This window comes from Bacillus sp. JAS24-2, assembly GCF_008274905.1.
Taxonomy (GTDB): domain Bacteria; phylum Bacillota; class Bacilli; order Bacillales; family Bacillaceae_G; genus Bacillus_A; species Bacillus_A cereus.
The window spans coordinates 758,624-783,328 of record NZ_CP031068.1 but is presented as its reverse complement, the minus strand read 5'-3'; the positions used below and the strand labels follow the sequence as shown (position 1 = coordinate 783,328).

Here is a 24,705-nt window from a genome sequence, read left to right as displayed (position 1 = left end):
TATTATGAAAACGCATACAATTAAACATAAAAAACTTCCGTTATGTAACGGAAGTTTTTATATACTTTTTCAAAATGATAATAAAATTTCTTGAAAATCTTCAATTACCTCAGTCTGAGTAAGTTTCTCTATCGTAGTTTGACTAGACATAATATCATATAAAAAATCATAAAGCCTTTGCAAATCTTCATTATTATTGCGCTTTACACTAAATAAAATAATTACTTGTACTTTTTTATCTCCCCAATCAACAGCCTTTTCAAGTGTGCAAAACATCAAAAAAGTTTCCTCACTTAATAACTGCATCGGATGCGGGATTGCAACTGAATTCCCAACCGCTGTCGGAGACGTATTTTCTCTCTCCATAACAGAAGCATAAAAGTTTTTTGGTACATAGCGTTTCTCAGCAGCTTTTTCACATAAAAACTGAATAACATCCTCTTTCGTAGAAGCATTATGATTTAAAAAGATTAAATCTTCCTTAATATAAGGCTGCACACTAGTATTCACATGCGTAAACAACCGCTGACCAATCGATTTAATCTCTTTATCATCAAATATTGAATTCACTTTTATAACTGGAACAGGCAAGCCACTCGGTATATGAATCGTACTAATAATACAATCTATTTTTTCTTTATAAAGATCTTCTACTTTCAATTGATAATAGCCTGTAATACCTACAATCTCTAATTTATCTCGGAACTGTGATAAAATTTTATATTTTAATAGTTGTGCACTTCCTTGACCAGTCGCACAAACTAATAAGCATCTTTTCTTTTGATTTTGCTCCTGCAAACGGCTCATCGCTCCGCCGAAGTGAATTGCAATATAACCAATTTCACTTTCAGGGATCGATTCACCCGTATATTCACCAATGATATCTCCAACAAGAACCGCAATTTCAAAAGCATACGGATAATTCTTTTTCACTTCTGCCAAAAGAGGATTTCTCGTATTTAACTTATACTTCAAACGATTTAATAACGTTTTTAAATGAATACCAAATCCAAATAATAATTCTTCATCATAATAAAAAATAAGATTCCGTTCTTCCGCTACTTTAAAAAGAATATGTTGCATAAATGCATATATATCTTTTCCTAATAGCTCTTCTACATTTTCATAGCGATCTCTCGTTGTAACAGCAGTACTTAATAAATGCATCGTCACATATAATACTTCTTCTTCTGGAAATGAAAATTTCAACTCTTTCTCTAAATCTCCTAAAATCTGCTTCGCAATTGTATATTCTTTCTTTAGTATAAGTTCTGATTGCTCCGCATGCATTCCTTTTATATAATGTTGACTTTGACAACGCTTTAATGCGATTGCAATATGAATGACTAAATTATCAATTTCTATATCAGATAAATATATTGTTCCGCCTTCAATATACTTTAATATAATTGAACGAATGAGTGATATATGAGGTAGCGATAAATATGTCTCCGTCTGCTCAAATTGCTCATGAAACGGAGTATGATCATAACGCGGTAAACCATATTGTGATAAACAAGAACGAATATTAAATTCCTCTCCAACAATACGTATACCATAATACGGTCTCTTCTCAATTTGTAATTCATAGCAACCACATATATCTGTAACATCTTTCATAATTAAATTGACCGTTGATTTGCTCACATACATCTCTTCCGCTAATTCTGAAAGCTTCACATATCCCTCTATCATTAAAACACGCTGCAGAATGTACGCTATTCTTTCTTCATAAGAAGTTGGGATCTTTTCCATCTGTTTTTGAAATAGACTCACACAAAAGTCTTCAAATTTCTTCTTTTGTATAATTTCTAATTCGTACCCATTCCCTCTTTGCGATTCGATTTTCGCTCCGTTTTCTTCCAATATATCATTTAATAATTTTATATCCTTTTGAATCGTCTTCGTTGATACATGTAAACGGCCCGCTAAAAAAGCTCGATTTAACATCGATTTCTCTTCTAAAAATTCCTCTAAAATAGAAATTAATCGCTGATGCACCTTTGTCATAGCTCTTCCTCTCGCTCTTTATATATAAAGGGGGAAAAGCTGCTGAAATCAGTAGTTTTTCCCCTTTATATTCTCTCTATTTCTTTAATGTAAATCCGAATTTATCCCATGCTTGTAAATAGTCTAGTAAGAAAATCTCTTCTTCTACAATTCGACCAACTACATTTGTTTTTCCTGTATTCACCATATCTTTTAATGCAATTTGTAATTCGCCTTTATACTGGCCATATTGTTCATTATCAATTAATAAATCTCCACGCTTAATTTCGCGCGTATTATGAGGTTTAAATTCTTCTTTTTTATATTTCACACGACTTTGTGTAGAACGAATCATATATTCAGATACATCTCCGCGATAAAAATGTGGTTCGTCTAATACGATAATTCTTTCTAGTTCTGTCGTTGTATCATATATTTCTATATCAAATGTTTGTTTCTCTTTATTTAATGCACCTAGTGCTTGTAATTCTTCTTCTGACGCATATGCGTTTGCAATAATAACATCATCAATTAATTCAGTCGCGAATAAATGCTTCGCCTGTGTTGTCATCGGTAATTCACGATGCTGCTCTAATGTACATAACCCTTCTGTTACTGGCCAAGGTCCGTATGTTGCATCAAATGATGAAATAAAAGCTGCCGTTCTCATACCGTAATCTTTAAATTGTTTCGAGCATTTAATGAAATGATCGTATGATAATCCTGAATAACGATGCGGATAAAAATTATGACAACCAATTAAATTTTCACGATTTGGTCTATGACTCATAATGTTATCTACATACTTCGTACCATTACTCATATTAATCTCAATTTTCAAACCATACGGATTATAAGTCATAATTGATTCTTCTAATCCTGAGAAACCAACATCTAAACGAATACCGTACGCACCTAATTCATGGAAGAATGATAAATCATTATACGAAATACCTAATTGTTCAAAAACAGATGGACTAATATCAACTAATACTTGGAACCCTAATGCATTCGCATGAGAGATCGTTTCTTTAAATTCTTCTATAATTTTCTCTTTTTCTCCATCCACAGATAATAAACATGTGAACACACGTGTAAATCCATATTTACTTGCTAATGTTAAATACTCCTTATCTTTCTCTACTGTTGAATGTTCTGGATAAATAGAAATACCTAATCGTCTCATATGTACACGCCTCTTTCTTCATCATATTGTAAACCCTTTCAAATATATGTAGTGAAAAAGTATATATCCCCTTCTTGTTCACTACTCTTTTAAATCCGCTTTCTTTAAAGAAAAAACAATTTCTATCATTCTTAACACCTACAAGTCTATACATCTATACTTTACATCTTTTTTTCATAGTTGTGTAGCTTTTACACAAATTTGTCAGTTTTTCATCTTAAAAATTGTTATCCGTTTTCAAGACACCTTCCTTGACTGTTGCATTGGCCAATACATATACTCGAAAGAAAAGAGAAAATTTTATATAGGGGATGAATATATGGGAGAAGCAATACTCGTAAAACGAGAACCGTTATGGACGAAAGAGTTTGTTGCTTTAATTTTTGCAAACTTATGTATGTTTTTAGGGTTTCAAATGTTAATTCCAACCTTACCTGTTTATGTGAAAGAAATTGGTGGCACAAGTTCCAATATCGGATTTGTTGTCGGCATGTTTACCGTTGCGGCACTTTTTGTTAGACCGCTAACTGGGAACGCCTTGCAAAAATTCAATAAAAAAATCATTTTAATGATCGGCACTGCTATCTGTTTACTCGCTATGGGCAGTTACCTTTTCGCCTCAACTATCTTTCTCTTGCTTGCTGTTCGTATTTTACACGGAGCTGGTTTCGGTATTACAACGACTACATATGGAACTGTCGTTTCTGATTTAATTCCCTCAGCTCGCCGCGGAGAAGGCATGGGATATTTTGGCCTTTCTGGAACAATTGCAATGGCCCTCGGTCCACTTATCGGACTATGGCTTATGCAAACATATAACTTCACAATTCTTTTTTTATGTGCATTATCGTGCACAATTGTTTCATTAATATTAACGAAACTACTTCAAATCCAAAAATCGAAACAGCCTCCACAACAATCATCTAGTACTTTTCTCGATGGATTTATTGAGCGTAAAGCTTTACTTCCTTCATTATTAATATTATGTATTACATTAATGTACGGAGGAATCGGAAGTTTTATCACTCTATTTGCTACAGAAGTCGGCATAGCTGATATTAGTCTCTTCTTTTTATGTAACGCACTAGCAATCGCTGTAACTCGTCCATTCTCTGGAAAGCTATATGATGCGAAAGGCCATACATTCGTCATCATTCCGGGAGTTATTATAACTTTTACAGGCATTATTTTATTGTCGTATACGACGACAATTCCGAGCTTAATTATTGCTGCAGCATGTTACGGAAGTGGTTTTGGAGCGATCCAACCTGCACTACAAGCATGGATGATTGACCGCGTAGCACCGCATCGACGCGGCGTAGCAACGGCTACATTCTTCTCCGCATTTGACCTTGGAATCGGCGCTGGAGCGATTATATTTGGATTTATTGCTCATTTTACAAACTATGCAACTGTATATCGTTACTCCTCTCTATTACTTATTGCTTTTCTCTTCATTTACATTACAAGCATAAGAAAACAAAAGCATGGCGATAAAAACACGGAAAAAGCTGCTGGATAATTCAGTGGCTTTTTTATCGTGTTAAAAGAATTATTTCCCCTCGTTTTGCTGTTATAAAACTACATGCATTTTCCTACATATTTTTTTAACTTTCATCAAAAAATATACGATGAACTCGCAGACGCTTTCCTTAATATTCGACTGAACAATATTATTCTAAAAAGTGTGATTTCTTTACAAAATTAAGATTTATACAAGATGAAAACCAATAGAACACAGCTGTTTCTTTAAGGGATTGTAAACTTTTCTTCTCTTTGTAAATTTAGTGTAAATTTTACTAGCAAACCGTTTACAGTGCCTCAAGGTTCAGTTAATAATTACATCGTACATGAAATTTAAGGAGTGGAATGCGTGGAATATAATGTTCAAGATATGATCTTCCAGTTCATTGGTGGATTAGGTATTTTCTTATTCGGGATTAAATACATGGGCGATGGACTGCAACAAGCAGCTGGAGATCGTCTTCGCGATATTCTAGATCGTTTTACAACAAACCCACTTATGGGTGTACTAGCAGGTATGTTAGTTACGGTATTAATCCAATCCAGTTCAGGAACAACTGCTTTAACAGTCGGACTTGTAAGTGCCGGATTTATGACATTAAGACAAGCAATCGGTGTTATTATGGGTGCAAACATCGGTACGACAGTTACTGCATTTATTATCGGAATTAAAATCGGAGAATATGCTCTCCCAGTTATGGCAATTGGAGCAATCTTACTATTCTTCTTTAAAAATAAAAAAGTACATTCTGTAGGTCAAGTTGTATTCGGTTTTGGTATGTTATTCTTCGGTTTAGAATTAATGAGTGCAGGTATGAAACCTCTTCGTTCTTTAGAATCATTCCAAGAATTAACAGTTAGCATGAGTGATAATCCAATTTTAGGAATTGTTGTCGGTACAGTCTTTACTTTAATTGTACAAAGCTCAAGTGCAACTATCGGTATTTTACAAGAACTATTTGGTCAAGGTGCAATCGATTTACAAGCAGCTCTTCCTGTATTATTCGGTGATAACATCGGTACAACAATTACAGCTGTATTAGCAGCAATCGGTACTTCTATTGCCGCAAGACGTGCAGCATTAGTTCATGTTATCTTTAATATTATCGGTACAATTATCTTTACAATTTTATTAGTACCATTTACAAGTTTAATTCAATATTTCCAAACATCATTAAACTTGAATCCAGAAATGACTATTGCATTTGCACACGGAACATTTAACGTAACAAATACAATCATTCAATTCCCGTTCATTGCAGTGTTAGCATGGATCGTAACAAAAATTATTCGTGGTGAAGATGCAGCGATTGACTTCAAACCACAACATTTAAATCCAATCTTTATTGAACAATCTCCAGCCATCGCTTTAACTGAAGCTCAAAAAGAGATTATCCGTATGGCTGAGTTCTCATTACATGGATTAAAAGAAGCAAATCAATTTTTAAATACACAAGACAAAAAACACGCAAACATGGCTACTCAATTAGAAGGAGCTATTAACAATTTAGATAAAAAAATTACCGAGTATTTAGTTTTACTATCAGAAAAGCCACTTTCACCTACGGATTCTGAAAAACATTCTGTTTTAGCAGGTGTTGTTGGAGATATTGAACGTGTCGGTGATCATGTAGAAAACCTTGTAGAACTTGTAGATTTCCAAATTTCAAACCGTGTTTCACTATCAGACGAAGCATTAGCTGAATTAAACGAAATGCTTGAGTTAACAATTTCAACACTGCAAGACTCAGTTGAAGCTTTAACAAACTTCGATACTGAACTAGCTCAAACTGTTATTGCCAAAGAACGCAAAATCGACCAAATGGAACGTGTTCTTCGTAAACGTCACGTATTACGTCTAAACGAACGCAGCTGTTCAGGTGATGCAAGTATCATCTTCGTCGATATGGTAAGTAACTTAGAGCGCATTGGCGATCACGCTGTAAATATCGCTGACGGTGTTTTAGGTGAACAAGGAAAAATCAATTTAAAACAATCATTATAATAAGAAAGAGACGCTAACGTAAGCGTCTCTTTCTTATTATATTTTAACAACTGTTCTTCCTTTTAACTTTCCTTGCAATATAAGTGTAAACTTCTCCTCTAATTCTTCTAATGTACATTCTCCTGTATAAGATCTTAACTCTTTATTACTCCATTCATTTGCTAAGAGCGTCCACACATCACTTCTCACATCTGCTGGACATTGCACAGAATCTATCCCTAAAAGGCTTATGCCTCGTAAAATAAACGGATATACCGTTGTTTGTAATTCCTGGCCTGCCACATTACCGCATGTCGTTACACAACCACCATACTTTACTGTTTTTAAAGCTGTTTCTAACATACGTCCACCTACAGTATCAATAACTCCGGCGTATATCCCTTTTAACATCGGTCTTCCTGATTCATCATTCAATTCCGCGCGATGAATCACTTTTTTCGCTCCTAGACGTAGTAGCATATCTTTCTCTTCCATTTTTCCTGTCGCTCCTACTACGTTAAACCCTAACTTACTTAATATACTAACAGCTACACTGCCTACGCCGCCTGTAGCACCCGTTACTAAAACATCTCCCATATTAGGCTTGATTCCTGCCCCAATAAGCTTATATACCGACAACGCCGCAGTAAAACCTGCTGTCCCGTACATCATACTTTCCTTTAATGACATTCCTTCTGGTAAAGGCACGACCCAAGATGATGGCACGCGAATATATTCTCCGAAACCACCAGAGGTATTCATACCTAAGTCATATCCCGTTACAATAACTTGATCTCCTGCTTTAATGGTAGCATCTTCACTACTCACAACTACTCCTGCAGCATCAATTCCTGGCGTATGAGGATATGTTCTCGTAACACCTTTATTACCAGTAGCTGAAAGAGCATCTTTATAATTTAATGAAGAATAATGAACTTGTATGAATACGTCTCCCTCAGGTAAACTACTTACTTCTCTCTCAACAACTTTTCTTACAAACTGATGATTTTCCTTTTCGTTCACAACGATTGCTCGGAATGATGTATGATTCATTATGCTCTCTCCTTTATCCGTCAAATTCTTCTTTATTATATAGAAGAAATAAGTAAGCTTACTCATTTCTTCTTGGCTATATTTCAACAAATCTTACTTCCCTATCACTTTCTCATAATATATATTTTCATTTCTACTAAAAGCCCTTATACTTATTCTACATCTGACAAATAATATATAGAAAATCTGACTTTTTATAAATATATTGAATTTTTACGAAATGTAAATGTTTTGTAATGTTTTTTTTCGCTAAATTTCATTATAATAAGTGGATATGAGTGTCGTATTTCAATCCAAATGAAGGAGTACAGGAAATGGAGCAAAACCCATCTTTGCAAGAAAATACACGCAATAAACCGAAAAAAAATAAGAAAAAAATAAAAATTATTATAAGCGCTATACTATTCGTTTTATTAATAGGCGGCGGTTATACTTGGTTTTTAGTAAATAAAGCATCTTCTGCTGTTCGAAATGCCGCACACGATTTAGCACGCGGTGATAAATCTGATTTACGTGATAAGGCTGTAAAACCTATTACAAACAATGTCTCTGTTTTAATAATGGGTGTCGATGAAAGCGATGTCCGTGGAAAAGAATACGGTGAAGCTATAAGAACAGACGCGCTTTTACTTGCAACATTTAATAAAGATAGCAAAACTGTTAAACTATTAAGTATCCCACGTGACACATATACTTATATTCCAATAGAAAAGAAAAAAGATAAAATTACACACGCTCATGCATTCGGTTCTGCTAAAAACGGAAAAAATGGTGGACCACAAGCAAGCATTGATGCAGTTGAAAAATTAATGAATGTTCCTGTCGATTATTTTGTAAAATTCAACTTTAAATCATTTATAAAAATCGTCGATGACTTGGGCGGTGTTGAAGTTGATGTACCAGTTGAATTTACTGAGCAAGATAGCAATGATAATGCTGAGGCTATTCATCTAGAAAAAGGTGTTCAAAAGCTAAATGGCGAAGAAGCTCTTGCTCTTGCTAGAACAAGGCACATCGATAGTGATGCAATGCGTGGACAACGTCAACAACTCGTTATCGAGGCTATTTTAAAGAAACTAACAAGTGTTGGTTCTGTAACAAAAGTTGGCAACATCATTGATGATATTAACGGACAATTCGTTACAAACTTAACATTTGATGATATGCTTTCATTCTATAAATATGGATCGGATTCGGAAATTGAGAAATTACAAATCCAAGGTGATGATTGCTACATGGCAAAAGGTGACGATACTTGTAGCAAATCTGCTGGTGGTGGTCGAACTTACTACTACAATCCAGATAAAAAAGAATTAGCTAATGTTACAAATGAACTTCGTACTCATCTTGGGCTACCTGCATATACAAAGTCTGACTCAAACTCTGATTCGAAAAAGACAAAAGAATCTAAGTCTGAAAATTCAAGTGAACGCGAATCAAATAACAATGAAGTGAAAAATAAGAACAAAAATAGCAGTGAAGATACAGAAACATCGTCTAATGACAATGAATAATATAGAAGCGGTTCTCTATGGAGGTAGAGAACCGCTTCTTTTTATTCTTCCAAATATAAAAATCAGAACTTTCTAACTATCTTTTTTAATATTTTTAAATTATAATAAATAGTAGCAATCTATTCCAATTATCAGGGGGCTCATACATATGAAAGCTGCAGTAAAACATAACATCTCAGATTTTAAAGACTACTTAAAATCTAACGATATATACATGGAAGAAAATATAGATGAAAATGATGGCTCTGTTCATTTTTCAGTAGGATTAGAGACTGAAGCTGGCGCAAAGATTCAACTTATCGCTGCTTTCCAAAACGAACATCCTACGGTGGATATATACTGCTTCAATGTTGCTCACGTGCCTGATGCAACATCAACAAATGATATTTTACATGTCATCAATGAATTAAATACATCTTATCGCTTTGCAAAATTCACATTAAATAAGCAAAATGCAATTGATATTTCAACATCTCTTGCATTCTCAGAACCAAACTTTAATCCAGCACTTGTCTTTGAACATACGAGAATGCTATATAAATTAGCAAATGACGAATATAAAAACTTAATGAAAGTTATTTGGGCATAAAGTAAAACTATAATCCGTTAGGTTTACGGGCAATAAATAAAAGGATGGGCTGTAAGCAGCACCATCCTTTTATTTTGATATCATATCGATCCACATTTTAACAGCAGTGCCTACAATTAAAGTGGACAATACATATTGCAGTACTTTTTGATTTAGCCTCTTCCCGACTCGTGCTCCAAGTGGCGCAGCAAATATACTGGCAACCGCAATAATTAGAGCTGGAATGATAACTACTTGCCCAGTAACCATTTTTCCTGTAGTAATCCCTATTGAGGAAATAAACGTAATAGCGATAGATGTTGCGATCGTCATGCGCAGTGGTAATTTTAAAATAACTAGCATAATGGGAACTAAAAGGAACGAACCTCCAGCTCCTATAATGCCTGAAGCTCCCCCTACAACGAACGCTAACAAGCTTGCTAACCATTTATTATACTTCACATCTCCACTATTATTTTGTTTCGGTACAAACATCATAATAGCTGCAATTGTAGCTAATGCTGCATAAACAACATTGACTGTATGTTCCTCTAATATGTTAGCACCGAAACTCCCTATGAAGCTTCCTATTAATATACTAGCTCCCATATACATAACTAACGTTTTATTCATGTCATTACTTTTCCGGTATGCCCAAGCGCCTGCAAAAGTTGCAAAGAATACTTGTACCGCTGTAATACCGCTCACTTCATGTGATGTATAGCCAGAAAATCCCAGCAATACCGGAATGTATAAGATCATCGGATAATTAATAATCGCACCGCCAATTCCAACCATTCCTGATATAAACGATCCTATAAATCCAATTATAAAAAGTAATACGACTAAGCTCATCTTACATCCCCTCCCTTCTAGAAAGAAGATGAATTAAATGAATAAGTTTACATTCCCATCCGAAGCATCTGCTAAATAAGCTCCTACTCCTGCAAACTCTACCCCTTCCATAATCTCTTCCTCTTTTAACCCTAATAAATCTACTGTCATTTGACAAGCGACAAGTTTAATCCCCTGTTCTTTCGCCAAATCGATTAAATCTGGTAAAGGCATCGCATTATGTTTTTTCATAATACCTTTAATCATCTTTGGTCCCATACCTGCAAAATTCATTTTTGATAATCCCATCTTATCCGCACCGCGTGGCATCATTTTTCCAAACACTTTTTCTATAAAAGTTTTCTTTACCTTCACATGCTCATCTTTCCTTAAAGCATTTAATCCCCAAAAAGTATGAAAAATAGTTACCTCTTGATCATACGCCGCTGCACCATTTGCAATAATATAAGCAGCCATTGCTTTATCATAATCTCCGCTAAATAAAACGATTGTTGTTTTCTTCTGTTGTTCCATGTTGTTCTCCCTCCGATTACCTATAGGGGTATTTTATCATTTATAAAAAGGCTCAAATCATGTATCTCTGTACTATACGACTTTACCTTCCCATGCTAACATACCACCTACCATATTAATTGCTTGAAAACCGTAGCTCTCTAAAAACTGAACTGCTCGTGCACTTCTTCCGCCAGAACGACAAACGATAATATACTCTTTCTTTTTATCCAACTCATGCATACGAAACTCTAATAGTCCTAGTGGAATATTACACGCTTCTGGAATTTTCCCTTCGGCTACTTCTTCTACTTCACGTACGTCCACGATATTTACTGCTTCTTTACGTAACAATTTTTCTTCCAATTCTTTTACTGTCATTTCTTTCATTTTAAATTCCCTCCTCACAAACCATTCATACCGCCTGAAACATTGATAACGTGCTGAAATCCTAATTTCTTTAATACCTTTGCTGCTTGCTTACTTCTCATTCCACTTTGGCAAATAACGATTACTTCCTTATTCTTATCTAATTGATTCGCCTTACTTGCTAGATCATTTAGGGGGATATTTTGAAAGCCTTTCATATGATTCCCTCTATATTCACCTACTGTACGGACATCAATAAAATACTTCCCCTTTTTCCCCACTATACTTTTCAATTCTTTGCCATTTATATTTTGAACACCTTTCACTGGTAAAAATCGTGAAATAACAAACCATGCAGCAAGTACAATGAAAAGCGTACTTAATATTGTGTTCATATAACCAACCTCTCTATATTTACAAAACTATCGCTTCACTACGCCTTCCTAATCCAAAACTTCAGCACATCGCCTTCTTCTTCAAGCTTTACGATGTCATGGCCACATTTATTTGCCCACGCTGGAATATCCTTAACTGACCCTTTATCCGTTACATGTATTTCTAACACTTCTCCAGTTTGTAGAGCATCCATTGCTCTCTTTGTTCTTACAATCGGCATTGGACATGCTAAACCTTTCGCATCTAACACTTGTTTTATATTCATCATCAATTCCTCCATTTTTTATTTATTTCATTATTCGTGCACTGCACAACGATTTGGACCAATCTCCATTTCACGCTCTTTATCCACACTTGGGTGAATTTTACCCATATTGGTTTGACGAATTTCTTCATATGCATTTGGCTGAGGTGGTAAGTTTTCTGTTACAACTTTACGGAACTCTCCCTCATCCTCAATATTTAATCCTGCATTATGCTCAAATAAATCTTTTAATTTTGCACTAACGATACCACTTTCGTTCATTTCACTTATTTTTGAATAATGAGCCGGTAACACAACTAAATTTTGAGATAGTTCTTTATATCTGCTATACAAAGTAGTACGTAAATCACTTACCCAATCTTCAGCTTTCCCAGCAAGGTCTGGACGTCCAATTGAATCTACAAATAAAATATCACCTGATAATAAATAGGAATCATCTACAATAAATGACGTACTTCCAATCGTATGCCCCGGTGAGTATAATGCATCAATTCCAATTTTAGTACCCCCCACCGTAATAACAGATCCTTCAACAAGCGGTTCGTATGAGAAAACAACTTCCTCTGCATCTTTTGGTGGTAACCAATACGTACCACCTACCTTTTCCGCTAACTTACGTCCTCCGGAAATATGGTCTGCATGTAAATGTGTATCCATTACATTCGTAATCGTAACGCCATGCTCTTTCGCAAATTCTTCATATGCTTCAACTGTTCTTACTGCATCAATAACTGCTGCTTCACCATTTGAAACGACCATATAAGATAAACAGCCTTTTCCAAGGCGGTTAAACTGATACATACTTCCACCATTTTTTAAATCTCCAACTTTTATAGGCTTTACATATTCACTCCAAGCCTTCATGCCACCAGCTAAATAATAAATATTTTCTAATCCAGCCTCTGTTAATTGCTCTGCCACAAATATAGAAGACCCTTCTTTTGCACATACTACTAAAACATCTTTATCTTTAGGTAATTCACTTACAATATGATCTACACCATCTAACAAGTCAAAGTAAGGTCTATTAATAGAAGAAACTTGTTTCCCTTCAATTTTCCAATCTTCATAATCCGCCTCATTACGAACATCTAAAATGAATAACTCTCCGAATAACACTTTCTCTGCCACATCTTTTGCTTGTAACGGTTTAACACTCACTCTATTACCCCCATAGGTATATTTTTATTCAAAAAAATTTATTTCTCTATATTCCCTTGCCACTCTAACATACCTGGAATGACATTTTTCACATTTGAATAACCTTTCTCTTTCAACATTTGGCAAGCTATATCACTGCGATTACCAGTTCGGCAAATAACATAAATTTGCTTCGTCTTATCTAATACTGCGCTGTCTAATTCACCTAATGGTACCGAAATGGCGGATGGAATATGACCAAAAGCAAATTCCGCTGCTTCGCGAACATCTAATACAATGCTCTCTTCTCCATGAGACAATATAGACTGTAATTCTGCATTCGTAATTGTATGTGGATATTTCACAATTTCATTCACTTCATGCTCGTTTGCTTTCCTAACATAATGCACCAATACATTATCCTCGTGTTTCGTCCCGATATATTGATGTCCTACTTTACCCGCCCAACTTTTTATATCTACCGTAGATCCTTTATCTGTTGCCTGAACTTCAATTACTTGCCCTGGTGCTAATCCTTCTATCGCCTTCTTCGTTTTCACAATCGGCATCGGACAAGCCAACCCTTTACAATCTAAACTCATATCCACTTTTATACTCATAATTGATTCCTCCACAACTTATATACTTATACCTGTATGGGTATATTAAAATGTTTTTGAAAATCTGTCAACAATTATGTCTGACAGATTATCGGCTTTTTACAAGTAATTGAACAGCTTCTTTAATTAACTCTTCATTTGAAGCATTACCGCTTTCAAACTGCTCACGCAAACATTGCTCTAAATTTGTCCCAACAACAAGTCCAATTGTACGATCAAGTGCAGAACGAGATGCCGTTAACTGTGTAATAACCTCTCGGCAATCTTTTCCTTCTTCCATCATACGAAGTACACCACGAACTTGACCTTCAATACGTTTCAATCTATTTTTCATATCTTGATTATATTCCATTCTATAATCACCTCATTACCATTATGTCACTATTTATAACCTATGACAATATATTATACCCTATAGGGTATTTTGTAAACCCCTATTTTTAATATTTATCTTATATGTTCACAAAACAAGAAGTGAAACCTTAATATATAGGCTTTCATCTTCCACCAAATTTTGAAGTGGAAGATGAAAAAATATTAATATACAACACGTTCTGGTACTACTGTTCCGTATAATTTAAAGCCACCATCTAAGTTCTTTACCTTATATCCTTTTTCCATTAACATGCGCGCTGCAACATACCCTCTCATACCAAGTTGGCAAGTGATATATATTTCTTTGTCCATTGGCACTTCATCCAATCGATCACGTAATTCATCTAACGGAATATTAATAGAGTCTTTAATCATTCCCTGTTTTAGTTCATTAGGCTCTCGAACATCAATAAGATATCCACCATTTTTAACAATGTGATCTATTTCATGCCATTGCACTGTGTCCACAAAACCATCTACTATATTACTTGCCGCATACCCCACCATGTTTACTGGGTCTTTTGCAGAAGAATAGGGCGGGGCATATGATAATTCTAAATCCGGCAAATCGATTACAGTTAAGTTTGCCTTCATTGCCGTTGCAATAACATCAATACGCTTATCTACACCATCACGCCCTAACGCCTGCGCTCCATAAATTTTTCCGCTTTCTTTATTAAAAATTAATTTTATTAGCACAGGCGTAGCATTCGGATAATATCCCGCATGAGAATTTGCCTGTACATGTACTACCTCATAGGGTATATTTAGTCGTTTTAATATTTTCTCATTCACTCCAGTCGAAGCAACTGTTAAATCAAAAACTTTAGCCACAGAAGTTCCCATCGTACCTTTATATAAAGAATCCGTATGACCATGAATAATATCTGCTAACATGCGACCTTGACGATTAGCTGGCCACGCTAAAGGAATCATCGTTTCTATTTCTGTAACAAAATCTTTCACTTCAATCGCATCACCAATTGCATATACATGTGGATCTGATGTTTGAAATTTCTCATTTACCTTTATCGTTCCTCTAACTCCTAATGCTAATCCTGCATCTTTCGCTAAACTATTCTCTGGTTGTACACCAATTGCTAAAATAATCATATCTGTTTTTATAACTGAGCCACTTTTTAAACGTACAATAGCCCCGTCTTCTTCTAACGCATCTACACCATCTTCTAAAACAAGCTCAACATTGTGATTTCTCATATGTTCATGTACGTATGCTGCCATTTCATAATCGATTGGTGGCATTACTTGATTCGCCATCTCTACAAGAGTAACATCAATTCCTCGCTCTCTTAAATTCTCAACCATTTCCACTCCAATAAATCCACCACCAATAATCATCGCATGACGTGGTTTCTTCTCATCAATATACGCTTTTATACGATCTGTATCAGGTACATTTCGTAACGTAAACAACGCCTTCGCTTCTTCAATGCCCGGAATAGGTGGAACAATTGGTTTCGCCCCTGGTGAAAGAATCAAAACATCATATTCCTCGTTATATATTTCATTTGTAGTTACATTCTTTATCGTAATTGTTTTCTCTTCTTTATTAATCTTTACCACTTCACTCAATACACGTATCTCTAAATTAAAACGCTTTGACATCCTTTCAACAGTTTGTACTAATAACTTTTGTCTTTCTGTAATAACACCGCCAATGTAGTATGGTAATCCACAATTTGCAAATGAAATGTATTCACCACGTTCAACCATAATAATTTCATCTTCCTCACTTAAACGACGAAGCCTTGCAGCTACTGATGCCCCGCCAGCAACTCCGCCTACTACAACTATTTTTCTGGACATATTTCAAACCTCCATGTTATTTATTATTTAATTTTTTCATGAATCACACAAAAACCTATACCTGTATGGGTATATAATAGGGTATAAAAAATTTAATTTCAATCAATATGTCTTTCTTTCACAAATTTGAAACAAAAAAGAACTTAGATATTTCCAAGTTCTTTTTCATATAGTTCTGTTCTATAACTTTCTTTACTATTACATCAATACCTAAAGATGGTGTAGTATGAGGGAATACTTGTTTTAGATAACTGAACTACACCTACATTTAAATTTCCAAACTCAATAGTTTCACTTGAAGTTGAATATATTTCGCTTAAAATTCTTAAATACCACAATCTAAGAAAATGACTCCAAATGGATTTACTATATTTATTCAGACCATCTTTTAATATTATTAAACACATTGTCTGTTATCCGATTTCCAAAATTCATATTTTTATTTCCTCTTGTATGAATGGCTATTATTTTGATACCTGTATCAAAATAATGATATACAGGTGATCCACTTTGCCCTTCATAAGTATCAATCTTGTATGTTAGTCTGCTAGGATTAACACCTTCAATTGGACCATAATCTCTCCACATTGTGTAACGTTCATTTCCTATTTTATCAGCTGGATATCCAGGAATCACCGCAAGTAAACCTTTTGGTGATTCTACATAGGTAGTTCTATATCCAAACCAACCCGTATAATCTCCTGGAGACCCATTTAATTTAATCGTTCCATAATCATAATTTGAATTTTCGTTATCAGTCCATCCACTTACCGAGTAAAGTTTTGTTCCTTTATAAGGTAAATACGGTGCTTGTCCTCCATTACGTCCTGGAGTTACAATAACATTTGTCGCCCATCCACCAATTTCTTTATTGTAAATACAATGTCCAGCTGTTAGCACTGTATCTTTACTAATTAGTGCTCCTGTACATCCATAAATTTCTCCACTATTATACTGAGTTGCTATATGGACTACAGCACTATACTGATATGAAGTTGTATCATTAACCCGTATTCGATCATCTATTCCTATAACAGAATAGGTAAGAATGTTAGGTGAATAATTTAACTTCGTATTTTCTAAGAAGGCTCCCCAATCTTCCCCACCATGTTTACGCCCTTCAAATGAAGGTGAAACAAGATCTTCTCCCCTTCGATCATTACTATACAAAGATTGTTCTTGAAAAAGTACACGTTCTCCCTCATTTGAAACTGATGTCCACGGTACATCTTCTGCATACACCTTCTGATTCACCAAAAATACTGTACAAAAAAAGATAAAAAGAACACCAAAACTATAAAGAGCCAACCTACATCTTATAGAAATAAAGCTATCCAACATAACTTACCTCCTATACAAATGATAGCGAACAATTGAAGATCCCTTTATAAATTCTAGTTTTTCTTTTTTTAGAAGTCAATGTAATTAATAATGATTATCATTATTAATTACATTGACTTAACAAAATCAAACAATGAGTCATATTCTTTACTCTGCGTTCAAAAACCTGTCTCATTAAAGTTTCACCATATTACATAAATCCATAACCTTTTTCACAATCAACTCCGCAGTATTCTCTCCCGGTGGCATTAACAAATTTGTAACTGTTCCATACACAATAGGACTTAATTCTACTTCATATCCGCCATATGCATATTCGTCTTTTGTCGGTAAATAACCAAGATATCCGTTCATATATCCACCAAAGAAAGCCAATTCATTTTGAAGGCTCTCTTTCATTGCTAAGGCAGTTTCTGAAAAAGGTTCCATCGGTATACCTGAAAACATACCATCATTAACTTGAAACAGTTGAACTTCTAAATCTATACGTAACTTCCGAATACCTTGCCTATATTTCTCTAATACGATAGCAACCCATTCATCCGTATTCACGCCCCACTGCTTCTCGGCTAATCGAGCCATGCTTCGTATCTCATCAATTTCAGGAATATCATTCAACTTCATTTGCATCATACTTGAAACTGTCCTTAAATTTAAAATTGGGCTATATGTAACTGCTGGCAACATCGTTAATATATGTCCACTAAGTATGTAAGCCATTTGTTTTAAGGCTTCACTTGAACCGCGATACTTCGCATTCACATTTCCAGCGGCACCTTGAACGATAATAACAGGGCAGTTCACTATCTGCTCTAGAATCTCTCTCGTTATTCCAGGATAATCTGCTGATAATTCATCGCTATCACCTTTTAAAACATTCGGATGCGCCGTACAAAATACTATAATCCCAGATAGCTCCTTCGTTTCAGCATCTCTTATTGCCAACATGCCAATTCGCTTATCTACAACACCTTCTATATTTGTTCCCATCTTTGCTTTTCCATCAGATGTTCTCTCTCGTCGGTTTACACCAATATCACCTGTCGTAACACCCCATCCAACTTCGCATCGCTTTAAATTGTTATTTGCAGTAACAGCACCATGTACTACATTATTTACTAAAATCATTTTATACGACTGCACTAGCGGATCATCACCGACTGTCTCTGGACCGGAATGCGTATGAGTATAAACAACAGTTATTCGCTCAACTGGCACATGAACCTCACTCGCTACTCGTTCACGAATCATATTCGTATCTTCTACTAACATACCGATATTATCAATGCTTATAAACACAGTCTTCATTTCATCTTTTTCAAATACAAAAACTGTCCCGTAAATACGTTCTTCAACATTATTTATGCCTGCCTCTCTATGATATCCGACAAAATCAATACCTACAGGCGGCGTAATATCAACCTTACATACCCCTATTTTGCTCATTTGAATCGCTCCATTTCTCTATGTAACTCCCTTTTTTAAAGAATAGCATATTTGACCTTGTTCCAAATAAAAAAGAACGGACACAGTATCCTATGTCCGTTCTTCCCCTCACACATACTTCCGATGCACCATCTTTCCATCATAAGAAAACACAACACCCTTACTCTCCACAATGGACTCCATATGCACCGTTCTTCCCCATAGTTGATGAAGATATGGTAATACTTTTTCTAAGTATTTTAAATCGAGCTCGATTCCTTCGTAACTATGTTTAATGTACAATTCTCCGTTCTTTAAGTAGTCTCCGTCTTCTACTACTAAGTACGGGAAGCCGCCATTTGTACGCATATTTACGAGTTGATCACGCACATGTTCCCACTCTTTATCTATTACTTTATACTCTTTTCCTTGGCGCTGGAATAAGTACATATCTTCTCGCATAACGAGATCTTTATTTAAGTAGTTTCTTAAGAACGATACATCCCATTCAATTTCGCGTACTTCAAAGATTTTGTCACGACCAGACCCAGGTTTTACACCACGGCGTTTCATTTCTTCTGTTGGGTTGTTGTAACGTTCTTCAATATCTTCAAACATTTTAATCCCAAGGTAGTATGGGTTAATGCTTGTTTTTGATGGCTGTACAACACCCGCATTTAATTTCGCAAATTCAATTGCTTCATCAGATGTTAAGTCCATTTCACGAAGTATGCGTTGATGCCAATAGGACGCCCAGCCTTCGTTCATAATCTTCGTTTCAAGCTGCGGCCAGAAATATAACATTTCTTCACGCATCATCGTTAATATATCACGCTGCCAATCTTCTAGCTCACGGCTATATTCTTCAATAAAGAGGAGCAAGTCTTTCTCTGGTTGCGGTGGGATCTTCTTCTTTTTGCGTATATTGGATCGTTCTCTCTTTTTGTTTCGATCATCTAAATTCCATAGATCATCGTATTGTGATACCTTTTTCTTTTCTACTTCTTCTTCTAAATCATCAATACTCCACGCAAGTTTGGGACGCATGAGCGACGGGTCAATGTGCTCTTGAATGGCAAGTACGGCATCTAAAAATGTTTCTACTTCTTCTTTTCCGTACTTATGCTCATATGCTTTCACCCGTTCAGCTGTCGCTGACATACTTTCTACCATATCTCGCTTCGTATTTGAAAAACGAATATTATTTTTAAAGAAATCACAGTGCGCTAAAACGTGCGCTACGATTAATTTATTTTGAATTAACGAGTTCGTATCTAATAAAAAGGCATAACATGGATCAGAGTTAATAACGAGTTCGTATATTTTACTAAGTCCTAAATCGTATTGTAATTTCATTCTGAAAAATTGTTTTCCAAAACTCCAATGTGAAAACCTTGTCGGCATCCCATATGCACCAAATGTATAAATAATTTCCGCTGGACATATTTCATAACGCATCGGATAAAAATCAAGCCCAAATCCAGTCGCAATTTCCGTAATTTCCGCAATCGCATATTGCAGTGCTTTATCGTCACTTGCTCTCATTATTTTCCCTCCTTACACTTTCCCTTAAGAAAGTGTATGATGAAAAACAAGCTTTCATGAGGATTGATTGCATAATAAAAAGACACCCCCGCAAAAACGAGAATGTCTCATCTATTAACCTTCAATAATCTCCATCTTCTCCGTAATCGGAGTACGAGCTTTTCCTTCTGGCGCTTTATCGAAATAGCCGATATGAAGAATTCCAACGATACGTTGGCCTCTTGTTAAACCGATTCCTTCTATAAATAATGGATTGTAGTTTAATCCGCCTGATTTCCAAACGCAACCTAATCCGCGTTCCCAAGCAAGAAGTTGGAAGTTTTGCATAAATGCACATGTTGCAGCGTAATCTTCATCACGTTGAATTTGACGCGGATCTTCATTTATATATACAACGATTTGTGCAGGCGTGCTTAAGAAACGATCTGATAAAATTTTACCGCGTTTCGCTCTTTCTTCTTCTGTGAAAGAGCTTAATACTGCATCTACTAATTTCTTGCGGCCTTCTCCGATGTATAGTTTACAATTCCATGGTTCACGGTGCTTATGATTTGGTGCCCATGTTGCATCGTTTAATAGTTCAATTAATAAATCTTTTTCTACTGCTTTGTCTGTAAATGTACGAACAGAGCGCCTTTCTTTAATCACATTAGCGATGGAAGTATATGTAGTCATATTTATCTCTCCCTTATTTTTATCTATATGTATAAGTTTATTGTTGGTATTGATATTGATTTTCAATTTCGATTATACCTTAGTTTTTTACTATTAATCAATGTTTTATGTTGGAAAACTTCTAAAAACGTCATTTCATACTGTGAATAAAAAAACTTAACTTGTTCACAAATATTTCACATTTTATGGAAATGATATGTGTACAGTTTTCTACATTATCCATCTAGGAGGAGTTTACATGTACAAAAAAATCGCAGTAAGTATGACTATGGCAGCATTATTATGTGGGATATCCACCTTCCCTACGTCCGCTGCCACACCGAAAGAAGTAACAATGCATCACCATAAACCAATTTCAGAAGAAGAAATGCAGTCGCTAGAAAAGCTCGGCTATAACAAACATGAAATTTGGAAAGCTGCTCATATTGCAAGGATTAGTAATAAAGAAATAAAAGACGTTTTAGCTTACTATAAGCAAAATAAATCTTGGGAGAAAACAGCCGAGCATTTCGGTGTAGATCCAAGTAAGCTGAAAAAGCATCATATGAATAAAGAAACAAAGCAAGCACTGCTACAACAGTTAGCAACTATGCAAAAATCCACACCGGATCAGCTAAAGCAAAAAATGAAAGAATATAACATCAAATTGCGTCACCTTACTGTGTTAACAATCATCTCTCAAAAAAGCAATACCCCTCTTGATGATGTATTAAAAATGAAAAAAGATGGAATGGACATTAAACAAATTGCCGAAAAATTAAATGTAAAAAGAGAAGATATACGAGCGGAAATGATGAAATTAGTGAAGTCTATTAAAGAACGAAAAACAAATTAAAATGCTAAAAAGGAAGAGCCATTCACCACTCTTCCTTTTCTTTATGAACTTTCAATTTTTAAGTATAAATTCCCGTCTTTCCCAAAAACTAACACAAGTAAATGATGTAAGTTAGGGGTGAGAAAATGTTCGGTTTATCATCTAAGAAATCAAAAAAGACTAATACAAAAATACTTTGTTCTATTCCAGAATTTATACAAACCATGAAAGAATCAAGCGATTTTGTCTCTTATAACATACTTAAAGATGAAACGTTGTGCTTGTTTTATTATAAATCTGTCGTGGAAGCACTTATTATTAAACAATTCATTTTAACTCCTATAAAAAAGGAATCGGAACAAATCCAAAACATCTCTGATTTATGTAATATCATCTCTATTGAAGACATTATTACCTCCCCTTCTATTGATGATATTCGTGAAAAATTATTAGGTGGATATATTTTAATACGCTTAAAAAACAATTCGAATCCTGATCAATATGCTTTAATTCGTGCCGAAAGTACTGTTTTAGGAAAACGATTATATAACGATACAGAAAATGAGTATAGCGTAATCGGGCCTAAAATCGGTTTCGTTGAAAACCTTGATACAAATATCCACTTATTACGCCGAAATATCGTAACGGAGCAACTCATTTTTAAAGAAGTTACCGTCGGATCTATATCAAAAACGAAAGTAGCAGTTGCTTATATAGAAGGAATTACAAATGAACAATTTGTCAACACCGCACTTCAACGGCTAGAAGACATTGACTTTGATGTCCCATTTGATTCAACTATGATTGAGCAATTTATTAGTGATAATAGCAATTCACCTTTTCCTGTTCTATTACCTACAGAACGATTAGATCGAGCTGTATTTGCATTAATTAACGGGGAAGTTTTAATTTTAACAGATGGCTCTCCATATGCTTTATCAGGACCAACAACGTTACTGGATTTTTTCATTTCACCAGAAGATTATTATTTACCGTGGATGATTGGATCGTTCTTTCGTATTATTCGTTTTTTCGGAGCTATATTTTCTCTTTTTTCCTCCGCTATTTATACAGCGGCTTTAACATATCATTATCAAATGATTCCTGCCGATTTACTAGGTCCTATTATTTTCTCGAGAGCTAACGTACCTTTCCCTCCTATTCTAGAAGCACTCTTTTTAGAAATTACAATTGAATTGCTTCGTGAAGCTGGAGCGCGTTTACCGACAAAAGTCGGACAAACGATTGGGATTGTTGGGGGGATTGTAATTGGCCAAGCATCCGTGGAGGCAGCTTTGACAAGTACAATTTTATTAATTGCAGTTGCTTTATCCGCTCTTGCATCTTTCACAACACCAACCGTAAAGATGTCTTCTACTATCCGGTTGTTACGCTTTCCGCTTATCCTTTTAGCCGGTGCATTCGGAGGATTAGGCCTTATTGTCGGATTTGTATTTATTTTAGCTCATTTAATTAAATTAAAATCACTTGGATCACCTTATTTATTACCTTTATATCCATTTCGTGGTTTAGGTACAGCAGAAGGTTTTCTTCGATTACCATTTAGTCAAACGGCACAAAGACCTTCTTTTCTTAGACCAAAATCAAAATGGCGCTACAATCCAAACAAATCGAAGCAAAAACGTGATGGTGAGAATGAATGAAAAAAATTTTATTGCACCTTATCATTATCTTCTTCGTTTTACAAACTGGCTGTACACAAACGTATATAGTGGATGCACAGCGTATTATTCATATTGCTGGATTTGACATCACAAAAAACAAAAAATTCCAAGGAACTATTCTATTCCCAGAGTACACACATGGTGTAAAGTCTAAACCAGAGACGCAAACAACATCTGCCCGTTCACTTGAAACAATTGCTTCACGATTAAATGCGAAATCTCCTCACAATGTTGTTGTAGGTCAAATGCGTGTCGTCCTATTTGGAAAGGCTCTAGGGGAACGCGGAATGGGAGAGATTATTACTAACTTACAACGTGACCCAAATATCGGGCGTGATGTACAACTAGCAATTGTAGATGGATCGGCTGAAGAGCTTTTAAATTACGGAAAAAAAAATGGGTCTTTATATATTGCTGATTTACTCGAGCAAAATATAAGAAATGAGAACATTCCACAAACTGAATTAAACATTTTTTTATATAATTATTACTCTTCTGTATGTGATGCCTATGTTCCTTATATTAAAATGGACGATAATCATTCTGTCGCTGTCAAAGGACTTGCCTTTTTAAAAGGCGATAAAGTCGTCATGTATACGGATAAAAGACATTCTGTTTTAGCAAAATTACTTATTAATCCTACGAAAAATGGACGTTACGAAGCAGCAATAAAAAAGGATAAACATAAAGGTATGGTTGTTATACAAAACTTAGCTGGGGAAAATAAGTATGATATAGATCAAACTGGCGACATACCAAAAGTAAAAATCCATTTAAAACTAAATGGATTAATTAAAAACTCTCCTAATTGGATTGATCTAAGAAAAAAAACAAATATCAACTATATAAAAAAACAAATTGAACGAAATGTCGAAAAAGACTGTGAAGATTTAATAAAACAATTTCAAGAAAAAGAAATTGATCCTTTAGGAATACGAGATGAAATTAGAAGCCATACGAGAAAATGGAATATAAAACAACTTCGAAATATGTATAAAAATATAGCGGTAGATATAAATTTAGATCTTAATATTGTACAATCTGGAATCGGAGAATAGTGAGG

General features: G+C 35.0%; 23 protein-coding genes. 7 read left to right on the top strand and 16 right to left on the bottom strand.

Translation table 11 applies throughout. The features are described from left to right. Positions 1–69 precede the first annotated feature (69 nt). Positions 70–2,010 carry a BglG family transcription antiterminator gene (locus tag DN407_RS04105; RefSeq protein WP_098280061.1) on the bottom strand — a complete coding sequence of 647 codons (1,941 nt, stop codon included), beginning with the start codon at positions 2,008–2,010 and terminating at the stop codon, positions 70–72. Between the two features lie 76 nt (positions 2,011–2,086). Then, on the bottom strand, positions 2,087–3,175 hold the full coding sequence (locus DN407_RS04100; RefSeq protein WP_001253348.1) for a DUF871 domain-containing protein: 1,089 nt from the start codon (positions 3,173–3,175) through the stop codon (positions 2,087–2,089). Positions 3,176–3,494: 319 nt separating this feature from the next. On the opposite strand from DN407_RS04100, the gene DN407_RS04090 reads away from it, so the two are divergent. After that, positions 3,495–4,697: an MFS transporter gene (locus tag DN407_RS04090; RefSeq protein ID WP_000503237.1), complete on the top strand. Its 1,203-nt coding sequence runs from the start codon at positions 3,495–3,497 to the stop codon at positions 4,695–4,697. A 351-nt stretch (positions 4,698–5,048) separates the two neighbouring features. Then, positions 5,049–6,704, top strand: coding sequence for a Na/Pi cotransporter family protein (locus tag DN407_RS04085; protein WP_000456270.1), 1,656 nt, complete (start codon positions 5,049–5,051; stop codon positions 6,702–6,704). A gap of 36 nt (positions 6,705–6,740) precedes the next feature. Here the strand turns inward: DN407_RS04085 and DN407_RS04080 are convergent, their stop codons facing one another. Further along, complete coding sequence (locus DN407_RS04080; protein WP_001016957.1) at positions 6,741–7,736, bottom strand: YhdH/YhfP family quinone oxidoreductase; 996 nt, start codon at positions 7,734–7,736, stop codon at positions 6,741–6,743. A gap of 314 nt (positions 7,737–8,050) precedes the next feature. Between DN407_RS04080 and DN407_RS04075 the strand changes: the two genes are divergently transcribed. Together DN407_RS04075 and DN407_RS04070 are read left to right on the top strand one after the other, a co-directional pair. Further along, entirely contained in the window at positions 8,051–9,250 is a 1,200-nt protein-coding gene (locus DN407_RS04075; RefSeq protein ID WP_000437392.1) for an LCP family protein, read from the top strand. A 148-nt stretch (positions 9,251–9,398) separates the two neighbouring features. Then, positions 9,399–9,839, top strand: coding sequence for a hypothetical protein (locus DN407_RS04070; protein WP_000642362.1), 441 nt, complete (start codon positions 9,399–9,401; stop codon positions 9,837–9,839). A gap of 69 nt (positions 9,840–9,908) precedes the next feature. Here the strand turns inward: DN407_RS04070 and DN407_RS04065 are convergent, their stop codons facing one another. The 13 genes from DN407_RS04065 to DN407_RS04000 all read right to left on the bottom strand — a co-directional run bounded on the left by DN407_RS04065 (position 9,909) and on the right by DN407_RS04000 (position 21,143). Further along, complete coding sequence (locus DN407_RS04065; RefSeq protein WP_000060715.1) at positions 9,909–10,673, bottom strand: sulfite exporter TauE/SafE family protein; 765 nt, start codon at positions 10,671–10,673, stop codon at positions 9,909–9,911. A gap of 33 nt (positions 10,674–10,706) precedes the next feature. Continuing rightward, entirely contained in the window at positions 10,707–11,186 is a 480-nt protein-coding gene (locus tag DN407_RS04060) for a DsrE/DsrF/DrsH-like family protein (RefSeq protein WP_000437728.1), read from the bottom strand. A 72-nt stretch (positions 11,187–11,258) separates the two neighbouring features. Then, entirely contained in the window at positions 11,259–11,555 is a 297-nt protein-coding gene (locus DN407_RS04055; RefSeq protein WP_000661816.1) for a rhodanese-like domain-containing protein, read from the bottom strand. 14 nt (positions 11,556–11,569) lie between these two features. Next, a complete protein-coding gene (locus tag DN407_RS04050; RefSeq protein WP_001092317.1) occupies positions 11,570–11,929 on the bottom strand; it encodes a rhodanese-like domain-containing protein in 360 nt (119 codons plus the stop codon). 38 nt (positions 11,930–11,967) lie between these two features. Continuing rightward, positions 11,968–12,198 (bottom strand): sulfurtransferase TusA family protein, encoded by a 231-nt coding sequence (locus DN407_RS04045; RefSeq protein WP_002093886.1) that lies wholly within the window; start codon positions 12,196–12,198, stop codon positions 11,968–11,970. Positions 12,199–12,225: 27 nt separating this feature from the next. Further along, positions 12,226–13,356, bottom strand: coding sequence for an MBL fold metallo-hydrolase (locus DN407_RS04040; protein WP_098280060.1), 1,131 nt, complete (start codon positions 13,354–13,356; stop codon positions 12,226–12,228). Between the two features lie 38 nt (positions 13,357–13,394). After that, complete coding sequence (locus tag DN407_RS04035) at positions 13,395–13,955, bottom strand: sulfurtransferase TusA family protein (RefSeq protein ID WP_050821648.1); 561 nt, start codon at positions 13,953–13,955, stop codon at positions 13,395–13,397. An 88-nt stretch (positions 13,956–14,043) separates the two neighbouring features. After that, the gene (locus tag DN407_RS04030) at positions 14,044–14,307 is read right to left on the bottom strand and encodes a metal-sensitive transcriptional regulator (RefSeq protein ID WP_000456205.1); all 264 of its coding nucleotides are present in this window, start codon (positions 14,305–14,307) and stop codon (positions 14,044–14,046) included. A gap of 185 nt (positions 14,308–14,492) precedes the next feature. Continuing rightward, the gene (gene cdr, locus DN407_RS04025; protein WP_087966338.1) at positions 14,493–16,157 is read right to left on the bottom strand and encodes a CoA-disulfide reductase; all 1,665 of its coding nucleotides are present in this window, start codon (positions 16,155–16,157) and stop codon (positions 14,493–14,495) included. A 372-nt stretch (positions 16,158–16,529) separates the two neighbouring features. After that, positions 16,530–17,498, bottom strand: coding sequence for a trypsin-like serine peptidase (locus tag DN407_RS04015; RefSeq protein WP_141532375.1), 969 nt, complete (start codon positions 17,496–17,498; stop codon positions 16,530–16,532). 174 nt (positions 17,499–17,672) lie between these two features. Continuing rightward, positions 17,673–18,944 (bottom strand): neutral/alkaline non-lysosomal ceramidase N-terminal domain-containing protein, encoded by a 1,272-nt coding sequence (locus DN407_RS04010; protein ID WP_000034536.1) that lies wholly within the window; start codon positions 18,942–18,944, stop codon positions 17,673–17,675. A gap of 108 nt (positions 18,945–19,052) precedes the next feature. Then, the gene (gene spoVR / locus DN407_RS04005) at positions 19,053–20,468 is read right to left on the bottom strand and encodes a stage V sporulation protein SpoVR (RefSeq protein ID WP_001202717.1); all 1,416 of its coding nucleotides are present in this window, start codon (positions 20,466–20,468) and stop codon (positions 19,053–19,055) included. A 114-nt stretch (positions 20,469–20,582) separates the two neighbouring features. After that, positions 20,583–21,143: a nitroreductase family protein gene (locus DN407_RS04000; protein ID WP_000214823.1), complete on the bottom strand. Its 561-nt coding sequence runs from the start codon at positions 21,141–21,143 to the stop codon at positions 20,583–20,585. Between the two features lie 238 nt (positions 21,144–21,381). On the opposite strand from DN407_RS04000, the gene DN407_RS03995 reads away from it, so the two are divergent. The 3 genes from DN407_RS03995 (at position 21,382) to DN407_RS03985 (ending at position 24,700) form a co-directional block, all read left to right on the top strand. Next, on the top strand, positions 21,382–21,978 hold the full coding sequence (locus tag DN407_RS03995) for a hypothetical protein (RefSeq protein WP_141532374.1): 597 nt from the start codon (positions 21,382–21,384) through the stop codon (positions 21,976–21,978). Positions 21,979–22,103: 125 nt separating this feature from the next. Next, on the top strand, positions 22,104–23,621 hold the full coding sequence (locus DN407_RS03990; protein WP_061654747.1) for a spore germination protein: 1,518 nt from the start codon (positions 22,104–22,106) through the stop codon (positions 23,619–23,621). Continuing rightward, positions 23,618–24,700 (top strand): Ger(x)C family spore germination protein, encoded by a 1,083-nt coding sequence (locus DN407_RS03985; protein WP_000722246.1) that lies wholly within the window; start codon positions 23,618–23,620, stop codon positions 24,698–24,700. The genes DN407_RS03990 and DN407_RS03985 overlap by 4 nt, the downstream gene beginning before the upstream one ends. The last annotated feature ends 5 nt before the right edge of the window (positions 24,701–24,705 follow it).